The sequence below is a fragment of the Nocardioides jiangsuensis genome, assembly GCF_019679455.1.
GTDB lineage: Bacteria > Actinomycetota > Actinomycetes > Propionibacteriales > Nocardioidaceae > Nocardioides_C > Nocardioides_C jiangsuensis.
Map to the genome: position 1 here is coordinate 1,504,320 of NZ_JAIEZQ010000001.1, position 22,527 is coordinate 1,526,846.

General features: G+C 71.9%; 21 protein-coding genes. 16 read left to right on the plus strand and 5 right to left on the minus strand.

Annotation, left to right across the window (positions count from 1 at the left end; all coding sequences use genetic code 11):
• Window positions 1-36: 36 nt before the first annotated feature.
• Complete coding sequence (locus K1X13_RS07120; protein ID WP_372450674.1) at window positions 37-1,041, plus strand: polyprenyl synthetase family protein; 1,005 nt, start codon at window positions 37-39, stop codon at window positions 1,039-1,041.
• Window positions 1,042-1,129: 88 nt separating this feature from the next.
• On the opposite strand, the gene K1X13_RS07125 is transcribed toward K1X13_RS07120, so the two are convergent.
• Together K1X13_RS07125 and rarD are read right to left on the minus strand one after the other, a co-directional pair.
• A complete protein-coding gene (locus K1X13_RS07125; RefSeq protein WP_308249439.1) occupies window positions 1,130-3,193 on the minus strand; it encodes a PhoX family protein in 2,064 nt (687 codons plus the stop codon).
• Window positions 3,194-3,382: 189 nt separating this feature from the next.
• A complete protein-coding gene (gene rarD, locus K1X13_RS07130) occupies window positions 3,383-4,291 on the minus strand; it encodes an EamA family transporter RarD (RefSeq protein ID WP_221024246.1) in 909 nt (302 codons plus the stop codon).
• A gap of 169 nt (window positions 4,292-4,460) precedes the next feature.
• Between rarD and K1X13_RS07135 the strand changes: the two genes are divergently transcribed.
• A complete protein-coding gene (locus tag K1X13_RS07135) occupies window positions 4,461-5,198 on the plus strand; it encodes a hypothetical protein (protein WP_221024247.1) in 738 nt (245 codons plus the stop codon).
• 3 nt (window positions 5,199-5,201) lie between these two features.
• Here K1X13_RS07135 and K1X13_RS07140 read toward each other — a convergent pair whose 3' ends face one another.
• Both K1X13_RS07140 and K1X13_RS07145 read right to left on the minus strand, forming a co-directional pair.
• Complete coding sequence (locus K1X13_RS07140) at window positions 5,202-6,290, minus strand: 2-oxoacid:ferredoxin oxidoreductase subunit beta (protein WP_221024248.1); 1,089 nt, start codon at window positions 6,288-6,290, stop codon at window positions 5,202-5,204.
• Complete coding sequence (locus tag K1X13_RS07145) at window positions 6,287-8,140, minus strand: 2-oxoacid:acceptor oxidoreductase subunit alpha (RefSeq protein WP_225914867.1); 1,854 nt, start codon at window positions 8,138-8,140, stop codon at window positions 6,287-6,289. Before K1X13_RS07145 ends, K1X13_RS07140 begins: the two co-directional genes overlap by 4 nt.
• Window positions 8,141-8,499: 359 nt before the next feature.
• Here K1X13_RS07145 and K1X13_RS07150 point away from each other — a divergent pair, with 359 nt between their 5' ends.
• From K1X13_RS07150 to K1X13_RS07165, 4 genes are read left to right on the plus strand one after another with little or no spacing between them, the layout of a single operon-like run.
• Complete coding sequence (locus K1X13_RS07150; protein ID WP_221024250.1) at window positions 8,500-9,522, plus strand: sulfate ABC transporter substrate-binding protein; 1,023 nt, start codon at window positions 8,500-8,502, stop codon at window positions 9,520-9,522.
• The gene (gene cysT / locus K1X13_RS07155) at window positions 9,519-10,367 is read left to right on the plus strand and encodes a sulfate ABC transporter permease subunit CysT (RefSeq protein ID WP_221024251.1); all 849 of its coding nucleotides are present in this window, start codon (window positions 9,519-9,521) and stop codon (window positions 10,365-10,367) included. The genes K1X13_RS07150 and cysT overlap by 4 nt, the downstream gene beginning before the upstream one ends.
• Complete coding sequence (locus K1X13_RS07160) at window positions 10,360-11,169, plus strand: sulfate ABC transporter permease subunit (protein WP_308249440.1); 810 nt, start codon at window positions 10,360-10,362, stop codon at window positions 11,167-11,169. Before cysT ends, K1X13_RS07160 begins: the two co-directional genes overlap by 8 nt.
• Window positions 11,166-12,149 carry a sulfate/molybdate ABC transporter ATP-binding protein gene (locus tag K1X13_RS07165; protein WP_221024252.1) on the plus strand — a complete coding sequence of 328 codons (984 nt, stop codon included), beginning with the start codon at window positions 11,166-11,168 and terminating at the stop codon, window positions 12,147-12,149. The genes K1X13_RS07160 and K1X13_RS07165 overlap by 4 nt, the downstream gene beginning before the upstream one ends.
• Window positions 12,150-12,195: 46 nt before the next feature.
• Here K1X13_RS07165 and K1X13_RS07170 read toward each other — a convergent pair whose 3' ends face one another.
• Complete coding sequence (locus K1X13_RS07170) at window positions 12,196-13,311, minus strand: L,D-transpeptidase family protein (RefSeq protein ID WP_221024253.1); 1,116 nt, start codon at window positions 13,309-13,311, stop codon at window positions 12,196-12,198.
• A 214-nt stretch (window positions 13,312-13,525) separates the two neighbouring features.
• Between K1X13_RS07170 and K1X13_RS07175 the strand changes: the two genes are divergently transcribed.
• Genes K1X13_RS07175 through K1X13_RS07220 form a run of 10 tightly spaced genes read left to right on the plus strand, consistent with a single transcriptional unit; the run spans window position 13,526 to window position 22,515 of the window.
• Window positions 13,526-13,891: an NADH-quinone oxidoreductase subunit A gene (locus tag K1X13_RS07175; protein ID WP_308249441.1), complete on the plus strand. Its 366-nt coding sequence runs from the start codon at window positions 13,526-13,528 to the stop codon at window positions 13,889-13,891.
• On the plus strand, window positions 13,882-14,499 hold the full coding sequence (locus K1X13_RS07180; RefSeq protein WP_308249442.1) for an NADH-quinone oxidoreductase subunit B: 618 nt from the start codon (window positions 13,882-13,884) through the stop codon (window positions 14,497-14,499). Before K1X13_RS07175 ends, K1X13_RS07180 begins: the two co-directional genes overlap by 10 nt.
• Window positions 14,496-15,257 (plus strand): NADH-quinone oxidoreductase subunit C, encoded by a 762-nt coding sequence (locus K1X13_RS07185; RefSeq protein WP_221024254.1) that lies wholly within the window; start codon window positions 14,496-14,498, stop codon window positions 15,255-15,257. The genes K1X13_RS07180 and K1X13_RS07185 overlap by 4 nt, the downstream gene beginning before the upstream one ends.
• The gene (gene nuoH / locus K1X13_RS07190) at window positions 15,250-16,212 is read left to right on the plus strand and encodes an NADH-quinone oxidoreductase subunit NuoH (protein ID WP_221024255.1); all 963 of its coding nucleotides are present in this window, start codon (window positions 15,250-15,252) and stop codon (window positions 16,210-16,212) included. Before K1X13_RS07185 ends, nuoH begins: the two co-directional genes overlap by 8 nt.
• On the plus strand, window positions 16,209-16,736 hold the full coding sequence (locus tag K1X13_RS07195) for a NuoI/complex I 23 kDa subunit family protein (RefSeq protein ID WP_221024256.1): 528 nt from the start codon (window positions 16,209-16,211) through the stop codon (window positions 16,734-16,736). The genes nuoH and K1X13_RS07195 overlap by 4 nt, the downstream gene beginning before the upstream one ends.
• A complete protein-coding gene (locus tag K1X13_RS07200) occupies window positions 16,733-17,248 on the plus strand; it encodes an NADH-quinone oxidoreductase subunit J family protein (protein WP_308249443.1) in 516 nt (171 codons plus the stop codon). Before K1X13_RS07195 ends, K1X13_RS07200 begins: the two co-directional genes overlap by 4 nt.
• Entirely contained in the window at window positions 17,248-17,580 is a 333-nt protein-coding gene (gene nuoK, locus K1X13_RS07205; protein WP_221024257.1) for an NADH-quinone oxidoreductase subunit NuoK, read from the plus strand. Before K1X13_RS07200 ends, nuoK begins: the two co-directional genes overlap by 1 nt.
• Window positions 17,577-19,427, plus strand: coding sequence for an NADH-quinone oxidoreductase subunit 5 family protein (locus K1X13_RS07210; protein ID WP_225914541.1), 1,851 nt, complete (start codon window positions 17,577-17,579; stop codon window positions 19,425-19,427). Before nuoK ends, K1X13_RS07210 begins: the two co-directional genes overlap by 4 nt.
• Window positions 19,424-20,977 carry a complex I subunit 4 family protein gene (locus K1X13_RS07215; RefSeq protein WP_221024258.1) on the plus strand — a complete coding sequence of 518 codons (1,554 nt, stop codon included), beginning with the start codon at window positions 19,424-19,426 and terminating at the stop codon, window positions 20,975-20,977. Before K1X13_RS07210 ends, K1X13_RS07215 begins: the two co-directional genes overlap by 4 nt.
• Window positions 20,977-22,515, plus strand: coding sequence for an NADH-quinone oxidoreductase subunit N (locus tag K1X13_RS07220; RefSeq protein WP_221024259.1), 1,539 nt, complete (start codon window positions 20,977-20,979; stop codon window positions 22,513-22,515). Before K1X13_RS07215 ends, K1X13_RS07220 begins: the two co-directional genes overlap by 1 nt.
• Window positions 22,516-22,527 lie beyond the last annotated feature (12 nt).

A 22,527-nucleotide genomic window follows, 5' to 3' on the forward strand; every position in this document is an offset into this window, starting at 1 on the left:
GCCTCGGCGGGAGCGACGAGAAGGAGCACCACCGCGGTGACGTCATCACCCGCGTCGTCCCTGGCGCTGCCCATCCTGGACTCCGAGCTGGAGTCCCGGCTGCGCGCGCGCATGCAGGAGGTCGAGGACGCCCTCGAGGACGCCATCCAGAGCGAGGCCGCGTTCGTCACCGAGGCGGCGCGGCACCTGATGCACGCCGGCGGCAAGCGGTTCCGGCCGCTGCTGGTGCTGCTCGCGGCGGAGACCGGTGACCCGGCCGGCGACGGGGTGGTCACCTCGGCCTGCGTAGTCGAGCTGACCCACCTGGCGTCGCTGTACCACGACGACGTGATGGACGAGGCCGCGCTGCGCCGCGGCGCGGAGTCCGCCAACGCCCGCTGGGACAACCTGGTGGCGATCCTCACCGGCGACTTCCTGTTCTCCAAGTCCTCCGAGCTCACCGCCCGCCTCGGCGCGGACGCGGTGCGGATCCAGGCCGAGACGTTCACCCGCCTCGTCGAGGGGCAGATCCTGGAGACGCTGGGCCCCGGCGAGGACGAGGAGCCGCTCGCGCACTACCTGCGGGTGGTGGCCGGGAAGACCGGCTCGCTGATCGCGACCTCCGCCCGCTACGGCGCGCGCTTCAGCGGGGCCCCGCTCGAGGTCGAGGAGGCGCTGACGGCGTACGGCGAGCGCGTGGGCACCGCCTTCCAGCTCTCCGACGACATCCTCGACATCGCCAGCGAGTCCGACGAGTCCGGCAAGACCCCCGGCACCGACCTGCGCGAGGGCGTGCCCACCCTGCCGGTGCTGATCGCCCGGCAGTCGAGCGACCCGGCCGACGCGCGGCTGCTCGAGCTGCTCGCGGCGGACCTCACCGATGACGCCCTGCACGCCGAGGCGCTCGACCTGCTCCGCAAGCACCCGGCGATGGACGAGGCGCGGGCCTACGTCATCGAGCGGGCCAACGAGGCGCGCGAGCTGCTCAAGGTGCTCCCCGAGGGGCCGGTCCGTGACGCGCTCGACGCGTTCGCGGCGATCATCGCCACCCGCACCTCCTAGGACCCGGTCCACCCGGAGACACAGGCGAAGCCACGTCCCGGCCGTTGCGGCGGCCGGGACGTGGCTTTTTCTCGTGGGTGGTGCGGGGTCAGCTCTCGTAGGCGACGATCACGCTCGGCCGCGGGAACGAGTCCGTGTGCGGCCAGGTGCTCGACGGCTGGTCGAAGCTCGCGCCGTCGGTCTCACCGGGGTGCTGTACCGCCGCGAAGACGCTGAGCTGGTCCTCGCTGACCAGCGGGCCGCAGGTCTCCGCGCCGACCGGGACGGTGAGGAACTGCTCGACCTTGCCCCGCTCGGCGCCGGCCACCGGGACCCGGAACAGGCCGTCGTTGGAGCCCAGCGAGTTGCCGTCGGTGGAGATCCACAGGTTGCCGAGCGCGTCGAAGGCGACGTTGTCGGGGCAGCTGACCGGGCTGACCTGCTCCTTGGGGTAGCCGGCGAAGTAGGTCTCCGGGGCCTCCGGGTCGCCGCACACCAGCATCAGGCCCCAGGTGAACGCGGTGGAGGTGTGGTCGCCGGCGTCCGGGGTGACCTCGAGGACGTAGCCGTTGCGGTTGCCGCTCGCCGAGGTCAGCGGCGCGCCGAGCTCGGAGCGGACCATGCTGGAGGTCAGCGGGTTCGCCTCGTCCGCGGGGTACTTCTTGCCCCGGTCGGAGTTGTTGGTCAGTGCGCAGTAGACGCGGCCGTTGACCGGGTTCGGCTCGATGTCCTCGGGACGGTCCATCTTGGTCGGGCCGACCTTGTCGGCGGCGAGCCGGGTGTCGACGAGTACGTCGACCACGCTCATCCCGTCCACGAACGACTCGGTGTCGCTGGCCAGCGCGATCCACTCGCCGAGGCCGTCGTACTCCGGGGCGGCGTCCGCGGCCTCGTCGGTGAAGCGGGCGACGTACAGGGTGCCCCTGCTGAGCAGCGTCAGGTTGTGCTTGCGGGCGGCCTGGGTGTCGCGGGGGTCGTACTTCTCGGCGGAGACGAACTTGTAGATGTAGTCGCCCCGCTCGTCGTCGCCCATGTAGACGACCGCGCGGCCGTCGCGGGCGATGGTGGCGTTGGCGCCCTCGTGCTTGAACCGGCCGAGCATCGAGTGCTTGCGCGGGGTCGACCTCGGCTCGAGCGGGTCGACCTCGACGATGTAGCCGAAGCGGAACGGCTCGTGCGGCTCGGCGGTGAGGTCGAAGCGCTCGTCGACGTCGCTCCAGCCGCGGCCGTCACCGGCGAGGCCGTAGCGGGCGTAGGAGGCGGCGTACCGGCTGTCGAGCGTGCCCGACTTGTCGAAGTAGCCGTTGAAGTTCTCCTCGCCGGACAGGATCGTGCCCCAGGGCGTGGTGCCGCCGGCGCAGTTGGCGAAGGTGCCGAGGACGTTCTTGCCGGACGGATCGGCGCTGGTGCGGAGCCGCTCCGTGCCGGCGGCGGGGCCGTCGACGAGGAACGGCGTGTTCGCGGTGATCCGGCGGTTGAGCCGGGCGCCGCGGTGGTTCGACCGCTTCCAGGAGCCCGGCTTCCGGCCACGCTCGATCTGCACGACGGACATGCCGTGCGAGGCGATCGCGATCCTCTTGACCGTCGCGTCGTCGTAGACGCCGGCGGGGAACATCAGCTCCTCGTCGGTGTACTCGTTGTTGGCGACGAGCACGGCGCTGCCGGCGGTGAGCGGGACGACGCCGACGTAGTCGCAGTTGTAGCCGAACTGGCGCTCCGCGGACGCCGGGGTCTGCGCGAACGCGTCGAACGCGGGGGCGTCGGCGGTGACCGGGTCGCCCCAGCGGACCAGGACTTCGTAGGTGTAGCCGCGGGGGACCGTGACGTTGTCGCGGACGTTCGGGGCGACCGGCGTGAAGTCGGCCGAGCCGATGCCGGCCGCGGCGGCGCCGGCGCGCCGGGCCGCCGGGGCGGGGGTCGCGGCCGCGGCGGCCGACGGGTTGAGCAGCCCGCCGAGGACCAGCGCGCCGGCGCCGACACCGCCGGCCTTCAGGACCGAGCGGCGGGCCAGGGCGCCCTCGACGAGCGAGGAGAAGTGGGGGTTGTCCGACGTGTTCGGGACGGGCTTGTCGCAGGCGTTGCCGCACCGGTAGTGGCAGGTCATGCTGCTGCGCGAGCCGTGCGGTCCCGAGTTCAGCAGCGGCAGGAGCCGCAGGCCGTTTCTGGGGGTCAAGGTGGTGCTCCTTGGGTCTCGTAGTCGTCCGTGACGCTAGGAAGACAAGGCGATCCCGAGGGATAGCCGGGGTGGACGCCGGGTGAACAAATGCCACGAACCGCGCATCGTTCACCGGGCGTCGCGGCGCTCTACGCCGGGCTGGTCGACCGCGCGGTGGCGGGACTCTCGCAGGGTGCCCGCGCGGGACTAGAGGGCGCTGGCCTCGGCTGTGAGCCGGAGCTGGCGGCGCCGGTAGGTCAGCGCCTCGAAGGTGAAGATGGCCAGCGCCAGCCACACCAGCGTGAAGCCGACCCAGCGCATCGCGGGCATCGGCTCGCCGAACAGGAAGACGCCGAGCGCGAACTGGATCGTCGGGGCGACGTACTGCAGCAGCCCGATCGTGGTCATCGAGACCCGCGTCGCAGCGGCCCCGAAGCAGATCAGCGGGATCGCGGTGACCACGCCGGTGCCCACGATGAGCAGCACGTGGCCGGCACCCTCGGTGGTGAACGTCGAGGTGCCCTGGGCGCCGAGCCAGAGCAGGTACCCCGCGGCGACCGGGGCGAGCACCAGCGTCTCGACGGTGAGGCTCTCCACCGCGCCCGTGTTGGCCTTCTTCTTCGCCAGGCCGTAGCTGCCGAACGAGAACGCGAGGACCAGCGCGACCCAGGGCGGCCGGCCGTACTCCACGGTGAGGCCGACCACGGCGACGGTGGCGATCCCCATCGCCACCCACTGCATCGTGCGCAGCCGCTCGCCGAGCACCACCACGCCCATCAGCACGGTCACCAGCGGGTTGATGAAGTAGCCCAGGGACGTCTCGACGACGTGGCCGTTGTTCACGCCCCAGATGTAGGTCCCCCAGTTGACCGCGATCACGACCGCGGCGAGCGCGAGGATCCCCCGGGTGCGGGGCGAGGTGAGCACCTTGCGGAGCTGGCGGCGCCGGCCCAGGGCGAGGATCAGGCCGGCCATCACGGCCATCGACCAGAAGATCCGGTGCGCCAGGATCTCGATCGCGCCGGCCGGCTCGAGCAGCGGCCAGTAGAGCGGGAACAGGCCCCACATGGCGTAGGCGGCGAAGCCCAGGAGGAAGCCGCGTCGAGTCTCTGCCACGCCGGAAGCCTAACCGAGGCGTAAGGGGCAAAAGAAATGTTTGCCACTGACCGAGACGCGGGCTGCCTCAGACGGGTGGGGTGCTTGCGGACCTTCGGCCCGGGCATGCCGGCCCCCACCCGCCTACCGTCGGAAGAGGGCGGGTGCGCCCCGCCGTCGAGGAGGTCCCATGGTGGTTCGACGACTACTCGGGCCGTTCGCAGGCCGGGGACCCCTGCCCGCCCTGCTGGTGCTCGCGGCCCTGGTCCTGGCCCTGCTCCCGGGGCGGGCGGCCGTGGCGGACGAGGAGCCCCAGGAGCCGGTGGTGCCGTTCCTGGCCACCGAGGTGACGAGGTCGGCGGCGCGGACGGTCACGTACGGCGACCGGGTCGCCGTCGAGGGGCAGGTCGTGTTCACCGACCCGCTGGGTGAGACGAGGTACGCCGTGGACGACGCCGAGGTCACCCTCGAGCGCCGGTACCTGCGGGAGGACACCTGGACCTCGGTCGGCACCGGCGTCACGGACGGGGACCTGCCCGTCTACCGGTTCGAGGAGAGGGCGGTCCGGAGCGCCGCCTACCGGGTCACCTACGCCGGGGACGCGACATTCCTGCCGTCCTCGGCGCAGGCCACGGTCCGGGTCCGCCGCGCGGCCACCTCCACGGTGACCGAGCCGCGGGACGAGGTCTTCCGGCTCCGGGGCAGGGTGTTGCCGACGTACGCCGGCCTGGTGTACCTGACGCGCCGGAGCTGCGCGGACTGCGGGTGGACCACGGTCGGCTCCGAGCGCGCCACCGAGGACGGCAGGTACCGGTTCGCGCTCACCCTGCCCGAGACGGGCACGCGCTGGTTCCGGGTGCGGGTACCGGCGAGCCAGGCGTACCTGGTCGGCTACTCGCAGACCTGGCGGCTCGTCCGGGCCCGGTGAGGGTCACACGACCGTCCAGGTGTCCCCGCTGTTGAGCAGCCCGGCGAGCGCCTGCCGCGTGTCGGTCTCCCCGGCGGCCGCGGTCTGGATCTGCTCGCGCGCCAGGTCGTCGTACGTCGGATGGTCGACCTGCCGGAAGATCCCGATCGGCGCCTGGTTCAGGTAGCCCGCGTCCGTGAGCCGCGAGAGCGCGAACGCCGTCGTGGGGTCCTCGGCGTGCGCGTCGTGCACCAGCAGGTTCTCGGCCGGCTCACCGTCGGGGTTGTCCGGCCCGGCGACGTCGACGACCCGCAGCGTGCCGGTCGCCGGGTCGCGGACGACGCCCTTGGAACCCTCGGTGCCGAACCGGACCGGCTCACCGTGGACGAGCGGGATGATCGCGTCGGCCTTCGTGTCGTTGTCCTTGATCGCGTCGAACGCGCCGTCGTTGAAGATCGGGCAGTTCTGGTAGATCTCGACCAGCGCCGTACCCCGGTGGGCCGCAGCGGCCGACAGCACCGAGGTGAGGTGCCTGCGGTCGGAGTCGATGGTGCGCGCGACGAACGTGCCCTCCGCGCCGAGCGCGAGCGAGACCGGGTTGAACGGGTTGTCCAGCGAGCCCATCGGGGTCGACTTGGTGACCTTGCCCAGCTCGGAGGTGGGGGAGTACTGGCCCTTGGTGAGGCCGTAGATCCGGTTGTTGAACAGCAGGATCGTCATGTTCACGTTGCGGCGCAGGGCGTGGATCAGGTGGTTCCCGCCGATGGACAGCGCGTCGCCGTCCCCGGTGACCACCCACACCGACAGGTCGCTGCGCGAGGTGGCCAGACCCGTCGCGATCGCCGGCGCGCGGCCGTGGATCGAGTGCATGCCGTAGGTGTCGAGGTAGTACGGGAACCGCGACGAGCAGCCGATGCCCGAGACGAAGACGATGTTCTCGCGCTTGAGGCCGAGGTCGGGCAGGAAGCCCTGCACGGCGGCCAGCACGGCGTAGTCGCCGCAGCCGGGGCACCAGCGGACCTCCTGGTCCGACGTGAACTCCTTGCGGTTCTGCGGCGCGTCCGCGGCGGGGACGTCACGCAGGCCCGGGAACGGGAGAGACTCCGTGGTCATCGGGCTGCCTCCTTCTCGGCGGTGTCGGCGTCCCCGAGGGGGTCGCCGGTCGAGGTGGTGGCCTCGACGAGGTCGGTGATCGCGTCGGCGAGCTCGGCGGCGCGCAGCGGCAGGCCGCGCACGTGGTTGTAGCCCACGACGTCGACGAGGTACCGGGCGCGCAGCAGCATCGACAGCTGGCCGAGGTTCATCTCGGGGACCATGACGGCGTCGTACCGCTTCAGCACGTCGCCGAGGTCCTTCGGGAACGGGTTGAGGTGACGCAGGTGGGCCTGGGCGACGTGCAGCCCGGTCTTGCGGACCTGGCGCACCGCGGCGCCGATCGGGCCGTACGTCGACCCCCAGCCCAGGACCAGCACGTCGGCCTCGCCGGAGGGGTCGTCGACCTCGAGCGGCGGGATCGTGTCCGCGATCCGCTCCACCTTGGCCTGGCGGGTGCGGACCATCAGGTCGTGGTTCGCCGGGTCGTAGGAGATGTTCCCGTGCCCGTCGCCCTTCTCGAGGCCGCCGATGCGGTGCTCGAGGCCGGGTGTGCCCGGGACGGCCCACGGACGGGCCAGCGTGTCCTCGTCGCGCAGGTAGGGCCAGAACTCCTCCTGGCCCTTGGCGCCGGTGTGGTTCGGCTCGGTGGCGAACTGCGGGTCGATCATCGGCAGGTCGTCGGTCTCGGGGATCCGCCACGGCTCGGAGCCGTTGGCCAGGTAGCCGTCGGAGAGCAGCATCACCGGGGTGCGGTAGGTGACCGCGATCCGGGTCGCCTCGACCGCGGCGTCGAAGCAGTCCGCGGGGGACCGGGGCGCCACGATCGGGATCGGGGCCTCGCCGTTGCGGCCGAACATGGCCTGGAGCAGGTCGGCCTGCTCGGTCTTGGTGGGCAGGCCCGTGGAGGGGCCGCCGCGCTGGACGTCGACGACGAGCAGCGGCAGCTCCATCATCACCCCGAGGCCGATCGTCTCGGACTTCAGCGCGATGCCGGGGCCGGACGTGGTGGTCACGCCGAGCGCGCCGCCGAACGCCGCACCGAGGGCCGCGCCGACGCCGGCGATCTCGTCCTCGGCCTGGAACGTGGTCACGCCGAACCGCTTGTGCTTGCTCAGCTCGTGGAGGATGTCGGAGGCCGGGGTGATCGGGTAGGAACCGAGGAACAGCGGCAGGCCCGACTGGGTGGACCCGGCGACCAGCCCGTAGGCCAGCGCGAGGTTGCCGGTGATGTTGCGGTACGTGCCCGACTCCATCGGCGCCGGCTTGATCTCGTACTGGACGACGAACGCCTCGGTGGTCTCGCCGAAGTTCCAGCCCGCCTTGAACGCGGTGACGTTGGCGTCGCGGATGTCGGGCGCCTTCGCGAACCGCCGCTCGAGGAACGTGATCGTCGGCTCCGTGGGGCGGCCGTACATCCACGACAGGAGGCCGAGCGCGAACATGTTCTTCGCGCGGCCGGCGTCCTTGCGGGACAGCCCGAACTCCTTGACCGCCTCGACGGTCATGTCGGTCAGGTCGAACGCGTGCACGGCGTACTCGTCGAGCGCGTCGGTCTCCAGCGGGTTCTCGGCGTAGCCGGCCCGGTTCAGGTTCCGGGTGGTGAAGTCGTGGCTGTCCACGATCACCGACGCACCCGGCTTGATGTCGCCCAGGTTCGCCTTGAGCGCCGCGGGGTTCATCGCCACCAGCACGTCGGGGGAGTCGCCCGGGGTGAGGATGTCGTGGTCGGCGAAGTGCACCTGGAACGACGAGACACCCGGGAGGGTCCCGGCTGGGGCGCGGATCTCGGCGGGGAAGTTCGGCAGCGTCGAGAGATCGTTGCCGAACGTCGCGGTCTCCTGCGTGAACCGGTCCCCCGTCAGCTGCATGCCGTCACCGGAGTCGCCCGCGAAGCGGATGATCACGCGGTCGAGCTGCTTGACCTGCTTGGTCACGCTGTCGCCTTCTTTCCGCGGACCGGCCCTCCGTCTCGCGGGGGCCGCAGCCCGTTACTTAGGTTGCCCTTCCTCCGTCACTCTACGACCGCACCCCAGCCCGGACACGCGAAGTCCAGATCACGGGCGGATACGCCCATTGTGTCGCGGATCACTCCTGTAGCGCTGCGGTTTTCTTTGCCAACTCGTCGGCGCGCCTTCCGGCGAGACCGACCACTTAAGTCTCCAAAGTCGAGTAGTTTAGGTAACTCAAGTGACCAACGCTCGCGAGCGTGGACGAAGGAAGAGACACCATGAACTTCAAGAGCAAGGCCGGGGTCGCCGCATCGGTAGCGGGGTTGCTGACGCTGGCGGCCTGCGGGGGTGGCGCGGGTGCGAGCAGCGGTGAGGCGGGGTCGAGCTCGCTGGGCCTCGTCGGGTTCTCCGTGCTCGAGGCGGCCAACAAGCCGATCATCGAGGGCTTCGAGGCGACCGAGGAGGGGAAGGGGGTCGGGTTCGAGACCTCGTACGGCGCCTCCGGCGACCAGAGCCGCGCCGTCGAGGCCGGCCTCGACGCCGACTACGTGCACTTCTCGCTGGAGGGCGACGTCACCCGCCTGGTCGACGCCGGACTGGTCGCCGACGACTGGAACACCGGCCCCACCGACGGCATCGTGACGCAGTCGGTGGTGGCGCTCGTGGTCCGCGAAGGGAACCCCAAGGACATCCAGGGCTGGGACGACATCGTCAAGCCAGGCGTCGAGATCATCACGCCCAACCCGGGATCGTCGGGTTCCGCCCGCTGGAACATCCTCGGCGCCTGGGGCCACGTCATCGCCTCCGGTGGCAGCGAGGACGACGCCAAGGCGTTCCTCACCAAGTTCTTCGAGAACACCGTCGCCCTGCCGGGCAGCGGCCGGGACGCCACCACCGCCTTCAGCAGCGGCAACGGCGACGTCCTGATCTCCTACGAGAACGAGGCGATCCTGGCCCGCGCCGCGGGCGAGGAGTTCGACTACGTCATCCCGGACGACACCCTGCTCATCGAGAACCCCGGGGCGGTCCTCGAGGACGCGGACCCGAAGGCGCAGGCGTGGCTGGACTACCTCCTCGGCAAGGAGGCGCAGACCGAGTACGCGAAGAGCGGTTTCCGGCCCCTGGTGGACGTCGACGTCGAGGTGGAGGGTGCGAACGACCCGGGCAACCCGTTCCCCGAGCCGCCCCGGCTGCTCACCATCGAGGAGGACTTCGGAGGCTGGAGCGAGACCGCCGACAGGTTCTTCGACGAGGAGACGGGCATCGTTCCCGCCATCCAGAAGGCGACCGGCAAGGAATGAGTACGGTCGTCACCAGGGTCCCGGGGCGGGTGGCTCGCAGGCGCCGCTCGCCCCGGACGGGTGCGCTCGGTGTCACCTCCGGCCTCGGGCTCGGGGTCGCGATGCTCTGGTTCAGCCTGCTGGTCCTGATCCCGCTCACCGCCGTGGTCGCCACGACGGTCGGTGGCGGCTGGGACAGCTTCGTCGCGGCGCTGACGAACGAGCAGACTGCCGCCGCGGTCCGGCTCACCGTCGAACAGTCGCTCCTGGTGACCGCGGTGAACGTGGTCATGGGTACGGCGATCGCCTGGGTGCTCGTGCGCGACCGCTTCTGGGGAAGGGCGGCGCTCGATGTGGTCATCGACATCCCGTTCGCCCTGCCGACGATCGTTGCTGGCCTGGTCCTGCTCGCGCTCTACGGCCCGGGAAGCCCGCTCGGTGTGGACGTCGCGAACACCGGCAGCGCCGTCTTCCTCGCCCTGGCGTTCGTCACGCTGCCCTTCGTCGTTCGCACGGTGCAGCCTGTTCTCGAGGAGCTCGAGCACGACGCCGAGGAGGCCGCCGCCTCGCTCGGTGCCACCGGGCTGACGACCTTCCGGCGCATCATCCTGCCGAGCCTCGCGCCGGCCATCGCGGCGGGAGCCGCGCTGTCCTTCGCGCGTGGGATCAGCGAGTACGGCTCGCTGGTCCTGCTCAGCGGCAACCTGCCGCTGAAGACCGAGGTCGCCTCGGTCCGCGTGCTCACCTACGTCGAGAACGGAGATCCCGCGGCGGCGGCCGCCGTCGCGACGATCATGCTGGCCGTCGCGGTCACCGTCATCGTGCTGCTCGACGTCCTCCAGCGAAGGGTGGCGCGTCGTGGTTAGGACTCCGGCACCACTCCGCTGGCTGCTCCGCGTGGTCACCATCGGCTACCTGTTCATGCTCATCGCCTGGCCGGTCTCGCTCGTGGTCCGCACCACCTTCGAGGGCGGCCTGGCCAACCTCCAGACGGCGCTGAGCGACCCGGAGGTCGTCCACGCCCTGCAGATGACCGGGATCGTGGCCGGAGTCGCGGTGGTGGCCAACCTGCTGTTCGGGGTCGGCATCTCGCTGCTGCTGGTGCGCTACGAGTTCCCCGGCAAACGAGTCCTGTCGACGCTGATCGACGTACCCCTCTCCGTCTCGCCCGTGGTCGTCGGCCTGGCGCTGCTGCTGGTCTACAACAGCCGCGACGGCTGGCTCGGCCGGCCGCTCGACGCCGCCGGACTCCAGGTCATCTTCGCCACGCCCGGGATGGTGATGGCGACGGTGTTCGTAGCGCTGCCGCTGGTGATCCGCGAGGTCGTCCCGGTCCTCGAGGAGGTCGGCGACGAGCAGGAGCAGGCGGCGCGCAGCCTCGGCGCGAACGGCGTCCAGACCTTCTGGCGGGTCACGCTGCCGAGCATCAAGTGGGCGGTGGTCTACGGCGTCGTGCTCAGCCTCGCCCGCTCCCTGGGCGAGTTCGGCGCCGTGAAGATCGTCTCCGGGAACGTCGTCGAGAAGACCCAGACCACCACGCTGGTGGTCGAGCAGACCTACCAGAACTTCGAGCAGGGCACCGCCTACGCGGCCGCGTTCCTCCTCGCGTTCGCCTCCGTGCTGTGCATCGTCATCGTCTCCATCCTGCGACCCAAGGACCCGGCATGAGTATCGAAGTAGCGGGGGTCAGCAAGCGTTTCGGCGACTTCGTGGCTCTCGACGACGTCTCCGTCACCATCCCCTCCGGGCAGCTCACCGCGCTGCTCGGGCCGAGCGGCGGTGGCAAGTCCACGCTGCTGCGGATCATCGCTGGCCTGGAGTCCTCCGACACCGGCACGATCCACATCGAGGGCACGGAGGCCACGCACCTGCCGGCACAGAAGCGCAACGTGGGCTTCGTCTTCCAGCACTACGCCGCCTTCAAGCACATGAGCGTGGCCAAGAACGTGGCTTTCGGTCTCGAGATCCGCAGGAGGCCGAAGAACGAGGTCAGGGCGAGGGTGGACGAGCTCCTCCGGCTCGTGCACCTGCAGCAGTTCGCGCACCGGCTGCCCGCACAGCTCTCCGGGGGCCAGCGGCAGCGGATGGCCCTCGCCCGGGCGCTCGCGGTCGAGCCGACCGTGCTCCTTCTCGACGAGCCGTTCGGTGCACTCGACGCGAAGGTCCGCAAGGAGCTGCGGGACTGGCTGCGCCGGCTCCACGACGAGGTACACGTCACCACCGTCTTCGTGACCCATGACCAGGAGGAGGCCCTCGAGGTCGCCGACGAGATCGTCGTGATCAACGAGGGGCGCATCGAGCAGGTCGGCACCCCGGACCAGCTGTACGACGAGCCGGCGAACGACTTCGTGATGAGCTTCCTCGGCCCGGTCACCCGGCTCGACGGTGAGCTGGTCCGGCCTCACGACCTCGACGTGCTCGACCACGACCGGGTCCTCGGCGCGACCCCGGGGACGGTGACCCGGGTGGTCCGGGTCGGGTTCGAGGTGCGGCTGGCCGTGCGCACAGCGGTCGAGCCGGACGTGAGCGTCGTGCTCACGCGCGCGGAGGCCCGCGGGCTCGGTGTGGACGTCGGGTCGCCGGTGTGGCTCGTGCCGACCCGGGGGGCCACCACGGTCCCGGTGATGCCGAGGGCGACCGCGGGCTGACGGAGCGGGCGCGGGCTGACGGAGCGGGCGCGGGGGTCCCGCTCCGTCAGGACCAGTAGACGACGACCTTGTCGCCGATCTGCACCTGCTCGAACAGTGAGGCGATCGCGTCGTAGTCGCGGACGTTCACGCAGCCGTGCGAGCCGCCGTTGTAGCCGTTGGCCGCGAAGTCGGGCGAGTAGTGCACGGCCTGGCCGCCGCTGAAGAACATCGCGAACGGCATCGAGGTGTCGTAGAGCGAGGAGACGTGGTCGCGCGACTTGTAGCTGATCGCGAACTGCCCCTCGCGGGTCTCCATGCCCTCCTGGCCGAAACGCACGTCGAGCGTGGTGAGCACCTTGCCGTCGACCACCCAGCGCAGGCTGTTGCTGGACTTGTCCACGCACAGTGCCCGGCCGGTCAGGCACCGCGGGTCGAGGGTCGAGCCCTCGGCCGGGTCCGGGGGACGGTTCGCGAGCTCGTCGGCGGTCGGCTCGGCGGTCATGCCGCGCAGCAGGTCGAGCGTGCGCTGGTCCACCTTGCCGGTGACCGGGATGGCCCGCTTGGCCTGGAAGCCGCGCACCGCCTCCACGGTCTGGTCGCCGTAGGTGTCGCCGACGTCGCCGAAGAACCAGGCGATCTGGCGCAGCCGGGCCTGGATCTCCCGCACCTCGGGGGAGACGTCGCCGGCCTCGAAGAGCGCCGGGCCCGCGCGGTTGAACATCTCGTCGCCGGTCGGCTGGCGGGTCATCGCGGCCAGCCGGTTCCAGGTGCGGTCGAAGACCGCCCCGGTCACCTCGAACCCGCGCTTGTCCTGGAAGCCGCGGACCGCCGCGACGGTCTGCTGGTCGACGACGCCGGTCATCGGCGGGGTGTACCAGGCGAGCTGCGAGAGCCGGGCCTGGAGCTCGCGCACCCGGACACCGCGGTCGCCCTGCTCCAGCAGCGGCTCGGGCTCCGGCTTCGGGGTCAGCACCTTCACGTCCTCCACCGGCTGGGTGGGGGTGGCCGGCCGGGTGGACTCCGGCCGCGCCGGTCGGGTGGGCTCCGTCGTGGACGCGGTCAGTGCCGCCGTCCCGGTCGCCTGGCTGAGCGTGATCACGCCGAACGCCGCTACCGCGGACACGGCCAGCACCACCAGCGAGGTGATGAGGGCCCGTGCGATCTTTCGTCCCCGTCGCATGTCGTACGTCCTCCCGAGTGGACCTGCCCCTGTGGCGTCCTCTCTTGCACAAACAGACGCCGTACGTCGGCGGATGGTTGCTTTCGTCAAGGGCTAGGTCGGACCCCAGCACCGTACCTACGCAAAGTGCGCATGTGAACGAGCCATGCCGCACGACGTGCGCGGGCGGTGCAGGGTCGGTGCGGGTCGGCACCCGGGGCCCTAGACTCGCCCCGTGGCGGACTACTACACGGCTTACCTGCCGCTGCTGGCGATTCTCGCCCTCGGCGTGGGCCTCGTGGTGGCCATGTTCACCAGCAACCGGCTGCTGCGGCCGACCCACCGGACCGCGGAGAAGATGCTCACCTACGAGTGCGGCGTCGACCCCGTCGGCGAGGGCTGGGCGCAGAGCCACGTGCGCTACTACGTCTACGCCTACCTCTACGTGATCTTCGCCGTGGACGCGGTCTTCCTCTTCCCGTGGGCCACGGTGTTCGGCGGCCTCGGCTGGATCTCCGTCGGGGAGATGGGCGTCTTCATCGGCTTCATCGCGGTCGGCCTCGTCTACGCGTGGCGGAAGGGGGTGCTGACGTGGACCTGACCTCCTCCACGCCCGGGGCGGTGGCGCCGACCGTCACCGACCTGGGCATGCCCCACCACGGGCCCGCGCCGAGCCTGGGCGGGCTGCAGAAGCTCGCGCCGAAGCCGGCGCGGTACCTGCTGAACTGGGGGCGGAAGTACTCCCTGTGGGTGTTCAACTTCGGGCTCGCCTGCTGCGCGATCGAGTTCATCGCCACGTCGATGGCCCGCCACGACTTCATCCGGCTCGGCGTGATCCCGTTCGCGCCCGGCCCGCGCCAGGCCGACCTGATGGTGGTCTCCGGGACGGTCACCGACAAGATGGCGCCGGCGATCAAACGGCTCTACGAGCAGATGCCCGAACCCAAGTACGTGATCTCGTTCGGCTCCTGCGCGAACTCCGGTGGTCCCTACTGGGACTCCTACTGCGTGACCAAGGGCGTGGACCAGGTCATCCCGGTCGACGTGTACGTGCCCGGTTGCCCGCCGCGCCCCGAGGCGCTGCTGCAGGGCATCCTCAAGCTCCAGGAGAAGATCGACGGCGAGTCGCTGCCCGACCGGTACCGCCGCGACGACGCCGCGTCGGTGACGCGCGGGCTCGTCGCACCGCCGCCCGGGGCGGTCACGTGAGCCGCTCCACCGAGCTCTGGCCGGGACGCGTCCGGGCCGCCTTCGCGGAGACCTTCGGGGACGCGGCCACGGTCGACGACGGGTTCGGCCCGGTCACGGTCGACGTACCCCTCGAGCACTGGGTGGCCGCCGTCGAGGTCGCCCGCGACGGCCTCGACTGCACCTTCTTCGACTGGTTGTCCGCGGTCGACGAGCTCACCGACGGGTTCCGGGTGGTGTGCCACCTGGCCGACCACCGCCCCGGCGCGGTCGACCACCTCGTGCTGCGCACCCTGGTCGCGCGCGACGCCGCGTCGGTGCCCTCGGTGGCGCACCTGTTCGCCGGAGCCCGCTGGCACGAGCGCGAGACGCACGAGATGTTCGGCCTCGACTTCACCGTCGAGGGCGACCCGCTCCCGCTGGAGAAGCTGCTCCTCCCCGAGAACTTCGAGGGCCACCCGCTGCGCAAGGACTTCGTCCTCGCCTCCCGCGTCGCCAAGCCCTGGCCCGGCGCGAAGGAGCCGGGGGAGAGCGACGCGGGGCACGCGGCCGCCGCCGGGCGCCGCCGTACCCGCCCCGCCGGCGTCCCCGAGCCCGAGCAGTGGGGGCCCCGGGAGCCCGGCAGCCCCGCCCCCGACCCCCTCGCCGCGGCCACCCCCAGCGGCCCCGCCGCACGACCCCGCCGCACGCCGCGCGCCGCCTCGCGACCGGACGACGGAGGGGGCGCGGCCGTGGACGGGCCCGGCAGCCCCGGCCAGGGGGGTGGAGAGGATGGCTGAGCTGGTCGAGGTGCTGCTGCGCGTGGCCGTCGTGCTGCTCGCCTTCCTCGTCGTCCCGCTGCTCGTCGGCCAGGTCGAGCACAAGGCCATGGCACACATGCAGTCGCGGGTCGGCCCGATGTACGCCGGCGGCTTCCACGGCTGGGCGCAGCTCGTCGCCGACGGGGTGAAGTTCGTGCAGAAGGAGGACGTGGTCCCCGCGGCCGCGGACCGGACCGTGTTCAAGATGGCCCCGGCCGTCGCGCTGCTGCCGTACCTGGTCGCGATGGTCGCGATCCCGATCGGCCCCGGGCTGGTCGGCCAGGACCTCGACATCGGCCTGTTCTTCGTGGTCGCCGTGATGGGCGTGGGCGTGGTCGGCACCCTGATGGGCGGCTGGTCGAGCGCCAACAAGTTCAGCCTGCTCGGCGGGATCCGGGTCGCCGCGCAGCTGATGGCCTACGAGCTGCCGTTCGTGCTCGCCGCCGCGTCGGTGGCGATGGCCGCCGGCACCCTGTCGCTGACCGGCATCGTCGAGGCGTGGAACCCGTGGTGGCTGCTCTGGCAGGCCCCCGCGGCGCTCGTCTTCTTCGTGGCCGGTCTCGCCGAGCTGCAGCGCCCGCCGTTCGACATCCCGGTCGCCGACGCCGAGCTCGTCTTCGGCCCGTACACCGAGTACGGCGGGCTGCGGTTCGCGCTGTTCATCCTCGCGGAGTACGCCGGGATCGTGGTGCTCTCCGCGCTCACCGCGGTGCTGTTCCTCGGCGGGTGGCACGGGCCGTGGGAGGACCAGGTCGGCTGGCTGTGGACGCTGGCCAAGACCGGCCTCGTGGCGTTCGTGGTGGTGTGGGTGCGGGTGGCCTACCCGCGCCTGCGGGAGGACCAGCTGCAGCGGCTGGCCTGGCAAGGACTGGTCCCGCTGGTGCTCTTCCAGCTGGCGGTCACGGCGATCGGAGTGGTGGTGATGAGCTCGTGAGCTTCCCCGGCAAGGGCCTCCTGAAGGGCCTGGCGGTGACCATGCGCACGATGACGAAGCGGTCGGTCACCGCGCACTACCCGGACGCGCTCCCGGAGCTGCCGCCGCGCAGCCGCGGGGTGATCGCGCTGATCGAGGAGAACTGCACGGTCTGCATGCTGTGCGCCCGCGAGTGCCCGGCGTGGTGCATCTACATCGACTCCCACAAGGACACGATCCCGGCGACGACCGAGGGCGGCCGGGACAAGAGCCGCAACGTCCTGGACCGGTTCGCGATCGACTTCTCGATCTGCATGTACTGCTCGATCTGCGTGGAGGTCTGCCCCTTCGACGCGCTGCACTGGAGCCCGGAGTTCGAGTACGCCGAGCTCGACATCCGCGAGCTGACCCACGAGAAGGAGCGGCTGCGGGAGTGGATGTGGACGGTGCCCGCACCGGCCGCGCTCGACGAGGGCGCCGAGCCCGCGAAGGAGATCACCACCGCGCAGAAGGCCGCGGAGCGGCAGGGACGGCCGACGCCGTGACGGTGGTCGAGGTGCTGTTCCTGCTGCTCGGCCTGGTCGCGGCCGGGTCGGCGCTGCTGGTCGTGACCACCCGGACGATGGTGCACGCCGCGCTGTGGCTCGTGGTCACGCTCGGCGCGGTCGCGGGGATCTTCCTGCTGCTCGCCGCGGAGTTCGTGGCGTGGGTGCAGATCCTGATCTACGTGGGCGCGGTCGTCGTGCTCCTGCTGTTCGCGCTGATGCTGACCAAGGCGCCGACCGGGCCGCAGCCCGACCTCGACGCCCGGCGGGCGCTGCCCGCGGTCGCGGTGGCGGGGCTGGTCCTCGCGGTGCTCGGCACCACCGTCGTGGCCGGCTTCCACGGGGTCGAGCTCGACCTCGACGGCGCGGTCGTCGGGTCCGCGCAGACCACCGGCGCGACGATCTTCCAGCAGTGGGTGCTGCCGTTCGAGGTGCTGAGCGTGCTGCTGCTCGCCGCCCTCGTCGGGGCGATCGTGCTCTCGCGCGGGACCGGCCGCCGGGGCGGTGAGTGATGCCGCTGTGGTGGCCGTTGCTGCTGTCGAGCCTGCTCTTCGCGATCGGCGTGTACGGCGTCCTGGTGCGCCGTAACGCGGTGCTCGTGCTGATGGGCGTGGAGCTGATGCTCAACGCGGTGAACCTCAACCTGGTGGCCTTCGACGCCTACTTCCGCGACGTGCTGCACGGCGGCCAGACGTTCGCGCTGTTCGTGATCGTGATCGCCGCCGCCGAGATCGGCCTCGGCCTCGCCATCGTGCTGCTGGTCTTCCGCACCCACGGGCAGATCGACGTGGACACCATGCGCGAGCTCGCCGACCGCGAGGAGCCGGCGGTGGCCGAGCGATGATCTGGGTGGTGCTGCTGGTGGTCCTGGTCCCGTTCACGTCGGCCGGGCTGTCCCTGCTCGTCGGCCACGGCGGGGAGGTGGCGGAGCGGGGGATCGCGGTCGGTGCCGGCGCACTCGGCCTGGCGCTGGCCGGCGTGGTCGCCTTCCCGCACCTCGGCGACGCCACCCCGCTCGCGCACGTCTTCGCCGCCACGACCGCGGCCGGACCGCCGATCGAGCTCGCGTTCTACGTCGACCCGCTCAGCGCGGTGCTGCTGCTCCTCGCGCACACGGTGGCGTTCCTCGTCCAGGTGTACTCGCTGGGCTACATGCACGGCGACCCGCGCTACCCGTCGTACGCCGCGCTGGTCTCGCTGTTCACCGGCGCGATGACGCTGGTCGTGGTCGCCGACGACCTGTGGGTGCTGCTCGTCGGCTGGGAGCTGATGGGCGCCTGCTCCTACTTCCTGATCTCGCACCACTGGGAGCTCCCCGAGGCCCGGGCCGGGGCGGTCAAGGCGTTCCTGATGACGCGTACGGCGGACCTCGGCCTGTTGTTCGCGATCCTCGTGCTCGGCCTGCGCTTCGACAGCTACCGGATCAGCACCGTGATGGCCGCGATCGCCGACGGGGGCTTCGGCCGCGACGACCTGTGGCTCCCGGCGGTGCTGCTCACCGCGGCCGTGGTCGGCAAGTCCGCGCAGTTCCCGCTGCACACGTGGCTGCCCGACGCGATGCCGGGCCCCACGCCGATCTCGGCGCTGATCCACGCCGCGACGATGGTCGCCGCCGGGGTGTTCCTGGTCGCCCGCACCTACCCGCTGTTCCTCAGCGCCCCGGCGGCGCTGAACCTGCTCGCTCTCGTCGCCGCGGTCACCATGCTCCTCGCCGCGTTCTACGCGCTGTTCACCTCCGACCTCAAGCGGGTGCTGGCCTGGTCGACGGTGAGCCAGCTCGCCTACATGTTCGGCGCGCTCGCGGTGGGCGCGTGGTCCGCCGGGGTGCTGCACCTGCTCGCGCACGGCGCGTTCAAGGCGCTGCTGTTCCTCGCCGCGGGGGCGGTGGTGCACGCGGTCGGCTCGACGTCGATGACCGCGATGGGCGGGCTGCGCGACAAGCTGCCGGACACCTTCCTCACGATGAGCATCGGCTTCGGGGCGCTGGCCGGCGTCGTCCCGCTGGTCGGCTTCTTCACCAAGGACGCGGTCATCGGCGCCACCTGGGACGCCGCGCTGCACGGGCGGCTGGTGTGGCCCTGGCTGGCGTGGCTGCTCTTCGCCTCCGCGGTGGTCACCGCGGTGCTCACCGTCGCCTACTCCCTGCGCGCCTGGCTGATGGTCTTCCTCGGCAGCCCCGCCGGCGCCGACCTGGCCGAGGGCGAGGTGCCCGAGATCGCGGAGGCGCCGCCGTCGATGAAGGTCCCGCTGTACCTGCTGGCGTTGCCGACCGCCCTCGGCGGCCTGGTCGTGGTCTACCCCGAGGCGGTCCTCGGATCCGGCGAGTACCACCTGCTGCACCCGGAGCTGGGGCTGGTGATGACGGTCCTCGTCGCGCTGACCGCCGCGGTCGTGGTCCGGGCCTGGCGCCGCAGCGGAGGCCGCGACCCGTGGCGGCCCCGGGTCCTGCCGCAGCCGCAGGTGGACCGGGTCTACGACATCGGGCTGGTCCGCCCCGTGATGCGCCTGGCCCGGCTCGCCCGGGCCGGTGACCGCGACGTGATCGACGCCTACGCCGACGGCGCCGCGGCGGGCGCGTGGGGCCTGGGCCGGGTGCTTCGGCTGGCGCAGAACGGGAACGTCCAGGGCTACCTGATGGTGGTCGTGGTCGGTGCCTGCGCGCTCGCGGTGGTGGCCGGGGTGGTCGCGTGAGGACCGCCGTCGCCCTGAACGGGCTGCTCGCCGTGCCCGCGCTCTTCGCGCTGCTCACCGGCCTCCTCTCCCGGCGCGAGCGGGCGGCCGTCGCCGCCGCGGTGACCGGGTCGCTGGTCACCCTCGCCTGGTCGGTGTGGACGGTGTCGTCGTACGACGGCGGCCTGACGCCGGGCAGCACGGTCGACGTGGACTGGGTCGCGAGCATGGGCATCGGCTGGCGCCTCGGCGTGGACGGGATCTCCGCGCCGCTGGTGCTGATGACGACGCTGATCTTCGCCTGCTGCCTCGTGGCGCTGGTGCGGCACGACCCGCCGGGTGGCGGCCGGGTCGGGCTCGCGGTGCTGCTGCTGGTGATCGAGTCCGGCGTGCTCGGCAGCTTCCTGGCGCTCGACATGGTGCTGTTCTTCGTCTTCTTCGAGGTCGCGCTGATCCCGATGTGGTTCGTGATCCACACCTGGGGCGACGAGCACGACGAGCCGGGCCGGCACCGCGCCGCCGTACGGTTCCTGGTCTTCACCGTGACCGGCTCCGCGCTGATGCTGGTCGGCTTCCTGGTCGCCCGCACGCGCACCGGCACCTTCGACATCGTGGGGACCGCCGCGTCGTACGACGCCTCCGGCCCGCTCGCGCTGACCGCCAGCCTGCTGGTCGCGCTGGGCCTCGCGGTGAAGACCCCGCTGTGGCCGCTGCACATCTGGCTGCCCGACGCCCACTCCAAGGCCCCCACGGTCGGGTCCGTGGTGCTCGCGGCGGTGCTGCTCAAGCTCGGCACCTACGGCTTCGTCCGGTTCTGGATGCCGCTCACCTCGCCGGAGTGGCTGCTGGTGCCCGTGGTCGCGGCGCTGGCCGTGGTCGGCATCGTGTACGCCGCGCTGGCGTGTCTCGCGCAGACCGACCTCAAGCGGCTGATCGCCTACTCCAGCGTGGGCCACATGGGCTTCGTGGTGCTCGGCGCGGCGACGTTCACCGTCGACGGCGTGCAGGCGGCGGTCTACGCCAGCGTCGCGCACGGGCTGATCACCGGCTTGCTGTTCTTCGTCGCCGGCGCGATCAAGGACCGCTACGGCACCACCGACCTCGCCCGGCTCCGGGTGCTCTACGGCCGGGTCCCGCGGCTGGCCGGGGTGTTCGCGTTCGCCGCGATGGCCTCCCTGGGCCTGCCCGGGCTGGCCGGGTTCTGGGGCGAGATGCTCGCGATCCGGTCCGCCGTGGACCCGGCCGCCGCGCTGCCCGGGACGACGTACGCCTGGCTGGCGTTCGTCGCCGCGCTCGGCATCATCCTCACCTCGGCCTACTTCCTCGCGGTGATCCGCGGCATGCTCCAGGGCGGCCCGGTGCGGCCGGTGCACGGCGTCGACGCGACCGTCGAGCTCGTCGCGCCGGCCGTGGCCGACGACGTCTCGGCGGTGCGGACCCCGGACCTGCACGCGCTGGAGTGGGTGGCGTGGTCGCCGCTGCTCGCTCTCACCCTGGTCCTCGGCGTCGCGCCCGGACTCCTGCTCACGCCGGTCGGTGACGCCGTCGCCGCGTTCTTCGGAGGGCTGTGATGGTGGACCTCGGCGGTGGCGTCCAGGCGATCGACTGGCTCGCGGTGGCCCCGGTGCTCGTGGTCGCGTGCGCCGCGGTCGTCGTGCTGCTCGCCGACGCGTTCGCGGGCCCGCCCCGGTCCCGGAGGCAGGCGCTCGTGCCCGCCGCGCTCACCCTGGCCGGCGTGGCCGCGGCCGCCGTCCCCGCGGTGCGGCTGTGGGGGGAGCGACGCTCCACGTTCTGCGTCGGCGGCGTCCTGGAGGGGCCCGCGGCGTGCTCCTTCGTGGTGGACCCGGTGACCCTGGTGTTCTGGGGGGTGGTGCTCTTCGGGACCGCGGTGGTCGCGCTGCTCGGAACCGCCGCCGTGGCCGAGGGCCGCACCCCGCAGGGGGAGTGGAACTTCCTGCTGCTCTGCTCCGCGACGGGCGCGATGGCGATCGCCGCCTCCCGCGACCTGGTCACCCTGGTGGTCGCGCTCGAGGTGGTCTCCCTGCCCGCGTTCGCGATGGTCGGTCTGCGCCGGGACGATCCCCGCGCGGCCGAGGCGTCGATGAAGTTCTTCCTGGTCTCGGTGGTCTCCACCGCGGTGATGCTGATGGGTGTCTCGCTGGTGTACGGCGCCACCGGGTCGATGTTCCTCACCCAGGTCGACCAGGCCCTCGTCACCGGCGCCGGGCCGCGCGAGGTGGCCGTGGCCGGCGCCCTGCTCACCGTGGTGGGCCTGGCGTTCAAGGTGGCCGCGGTGCCCTTCCACATGTGGGTGCCCGACACCTACGTGGGGGCGCCCGTCGCGGTCGCGGCCTACCTCTCGGTGGTGTCCAAGGCGGCCGGCTTCGTCGGGCTGATGCTGGTGCTCGGCCTCGGGCTGCGGGACCTCGCACCGGTCTGGGCCCCGCTCGTGGCGGTGCTCGCGGCGCTGACCATGACCGTCGGCAACGTGCTGGCGCTCGGGCAGCAGCACGCGGTGCGGCTGCTCGCCTGGTCGTCGGTGGCGCAGGCCGGGTACATGCTGGTGCCGTTCGCCGCGGTCGGCGCGGCCGGCGCGGCCGGCTCGGCCGGCGCGGCCGGCTCCGGGGCGGGCGGCCTGGAGCCGCTCGGCGCCTCGGTGGGGTACCTCGCGATCTACGCGTTCGTCAACCTCGGCGCGTTCGCCGTCGCCGCGGTCGTCGGCACCCGGCACCCGCGGCAGCGGCTGACCGACTACCGCGGGCTGGTCCGCGAGGAGCCGCTGGCCGGGTGGGCGCTGGTCTTCGCGCTGGTCGCGCTGGCCGGCCTGCCGCCGGGCGTGGTCGGCCTGCTCGCGAAGGTCGTGGTGTTCTCCTCCGTGTCGAGCGCGGTCACCTGGCTCGCGGTGGTGATGGCCGTGAACGTCGCGATCGGCCTCGTGTACTACGCCCGCTGGCTGGTGGAGCTGTTCCGTCCCGCGGAGGTCCCGGGCCGGTCGACGTACGACGTGCCGAACGGGGTCGGTGTCGCGGTCGGGATGACCTTCGCCGCCGGTGTCGTGCTCTCGGTGTTCCCGGGCCTCCTCCTCGACCCCGTCCTCGCCATCTTCTGAGCCCCGACCTTC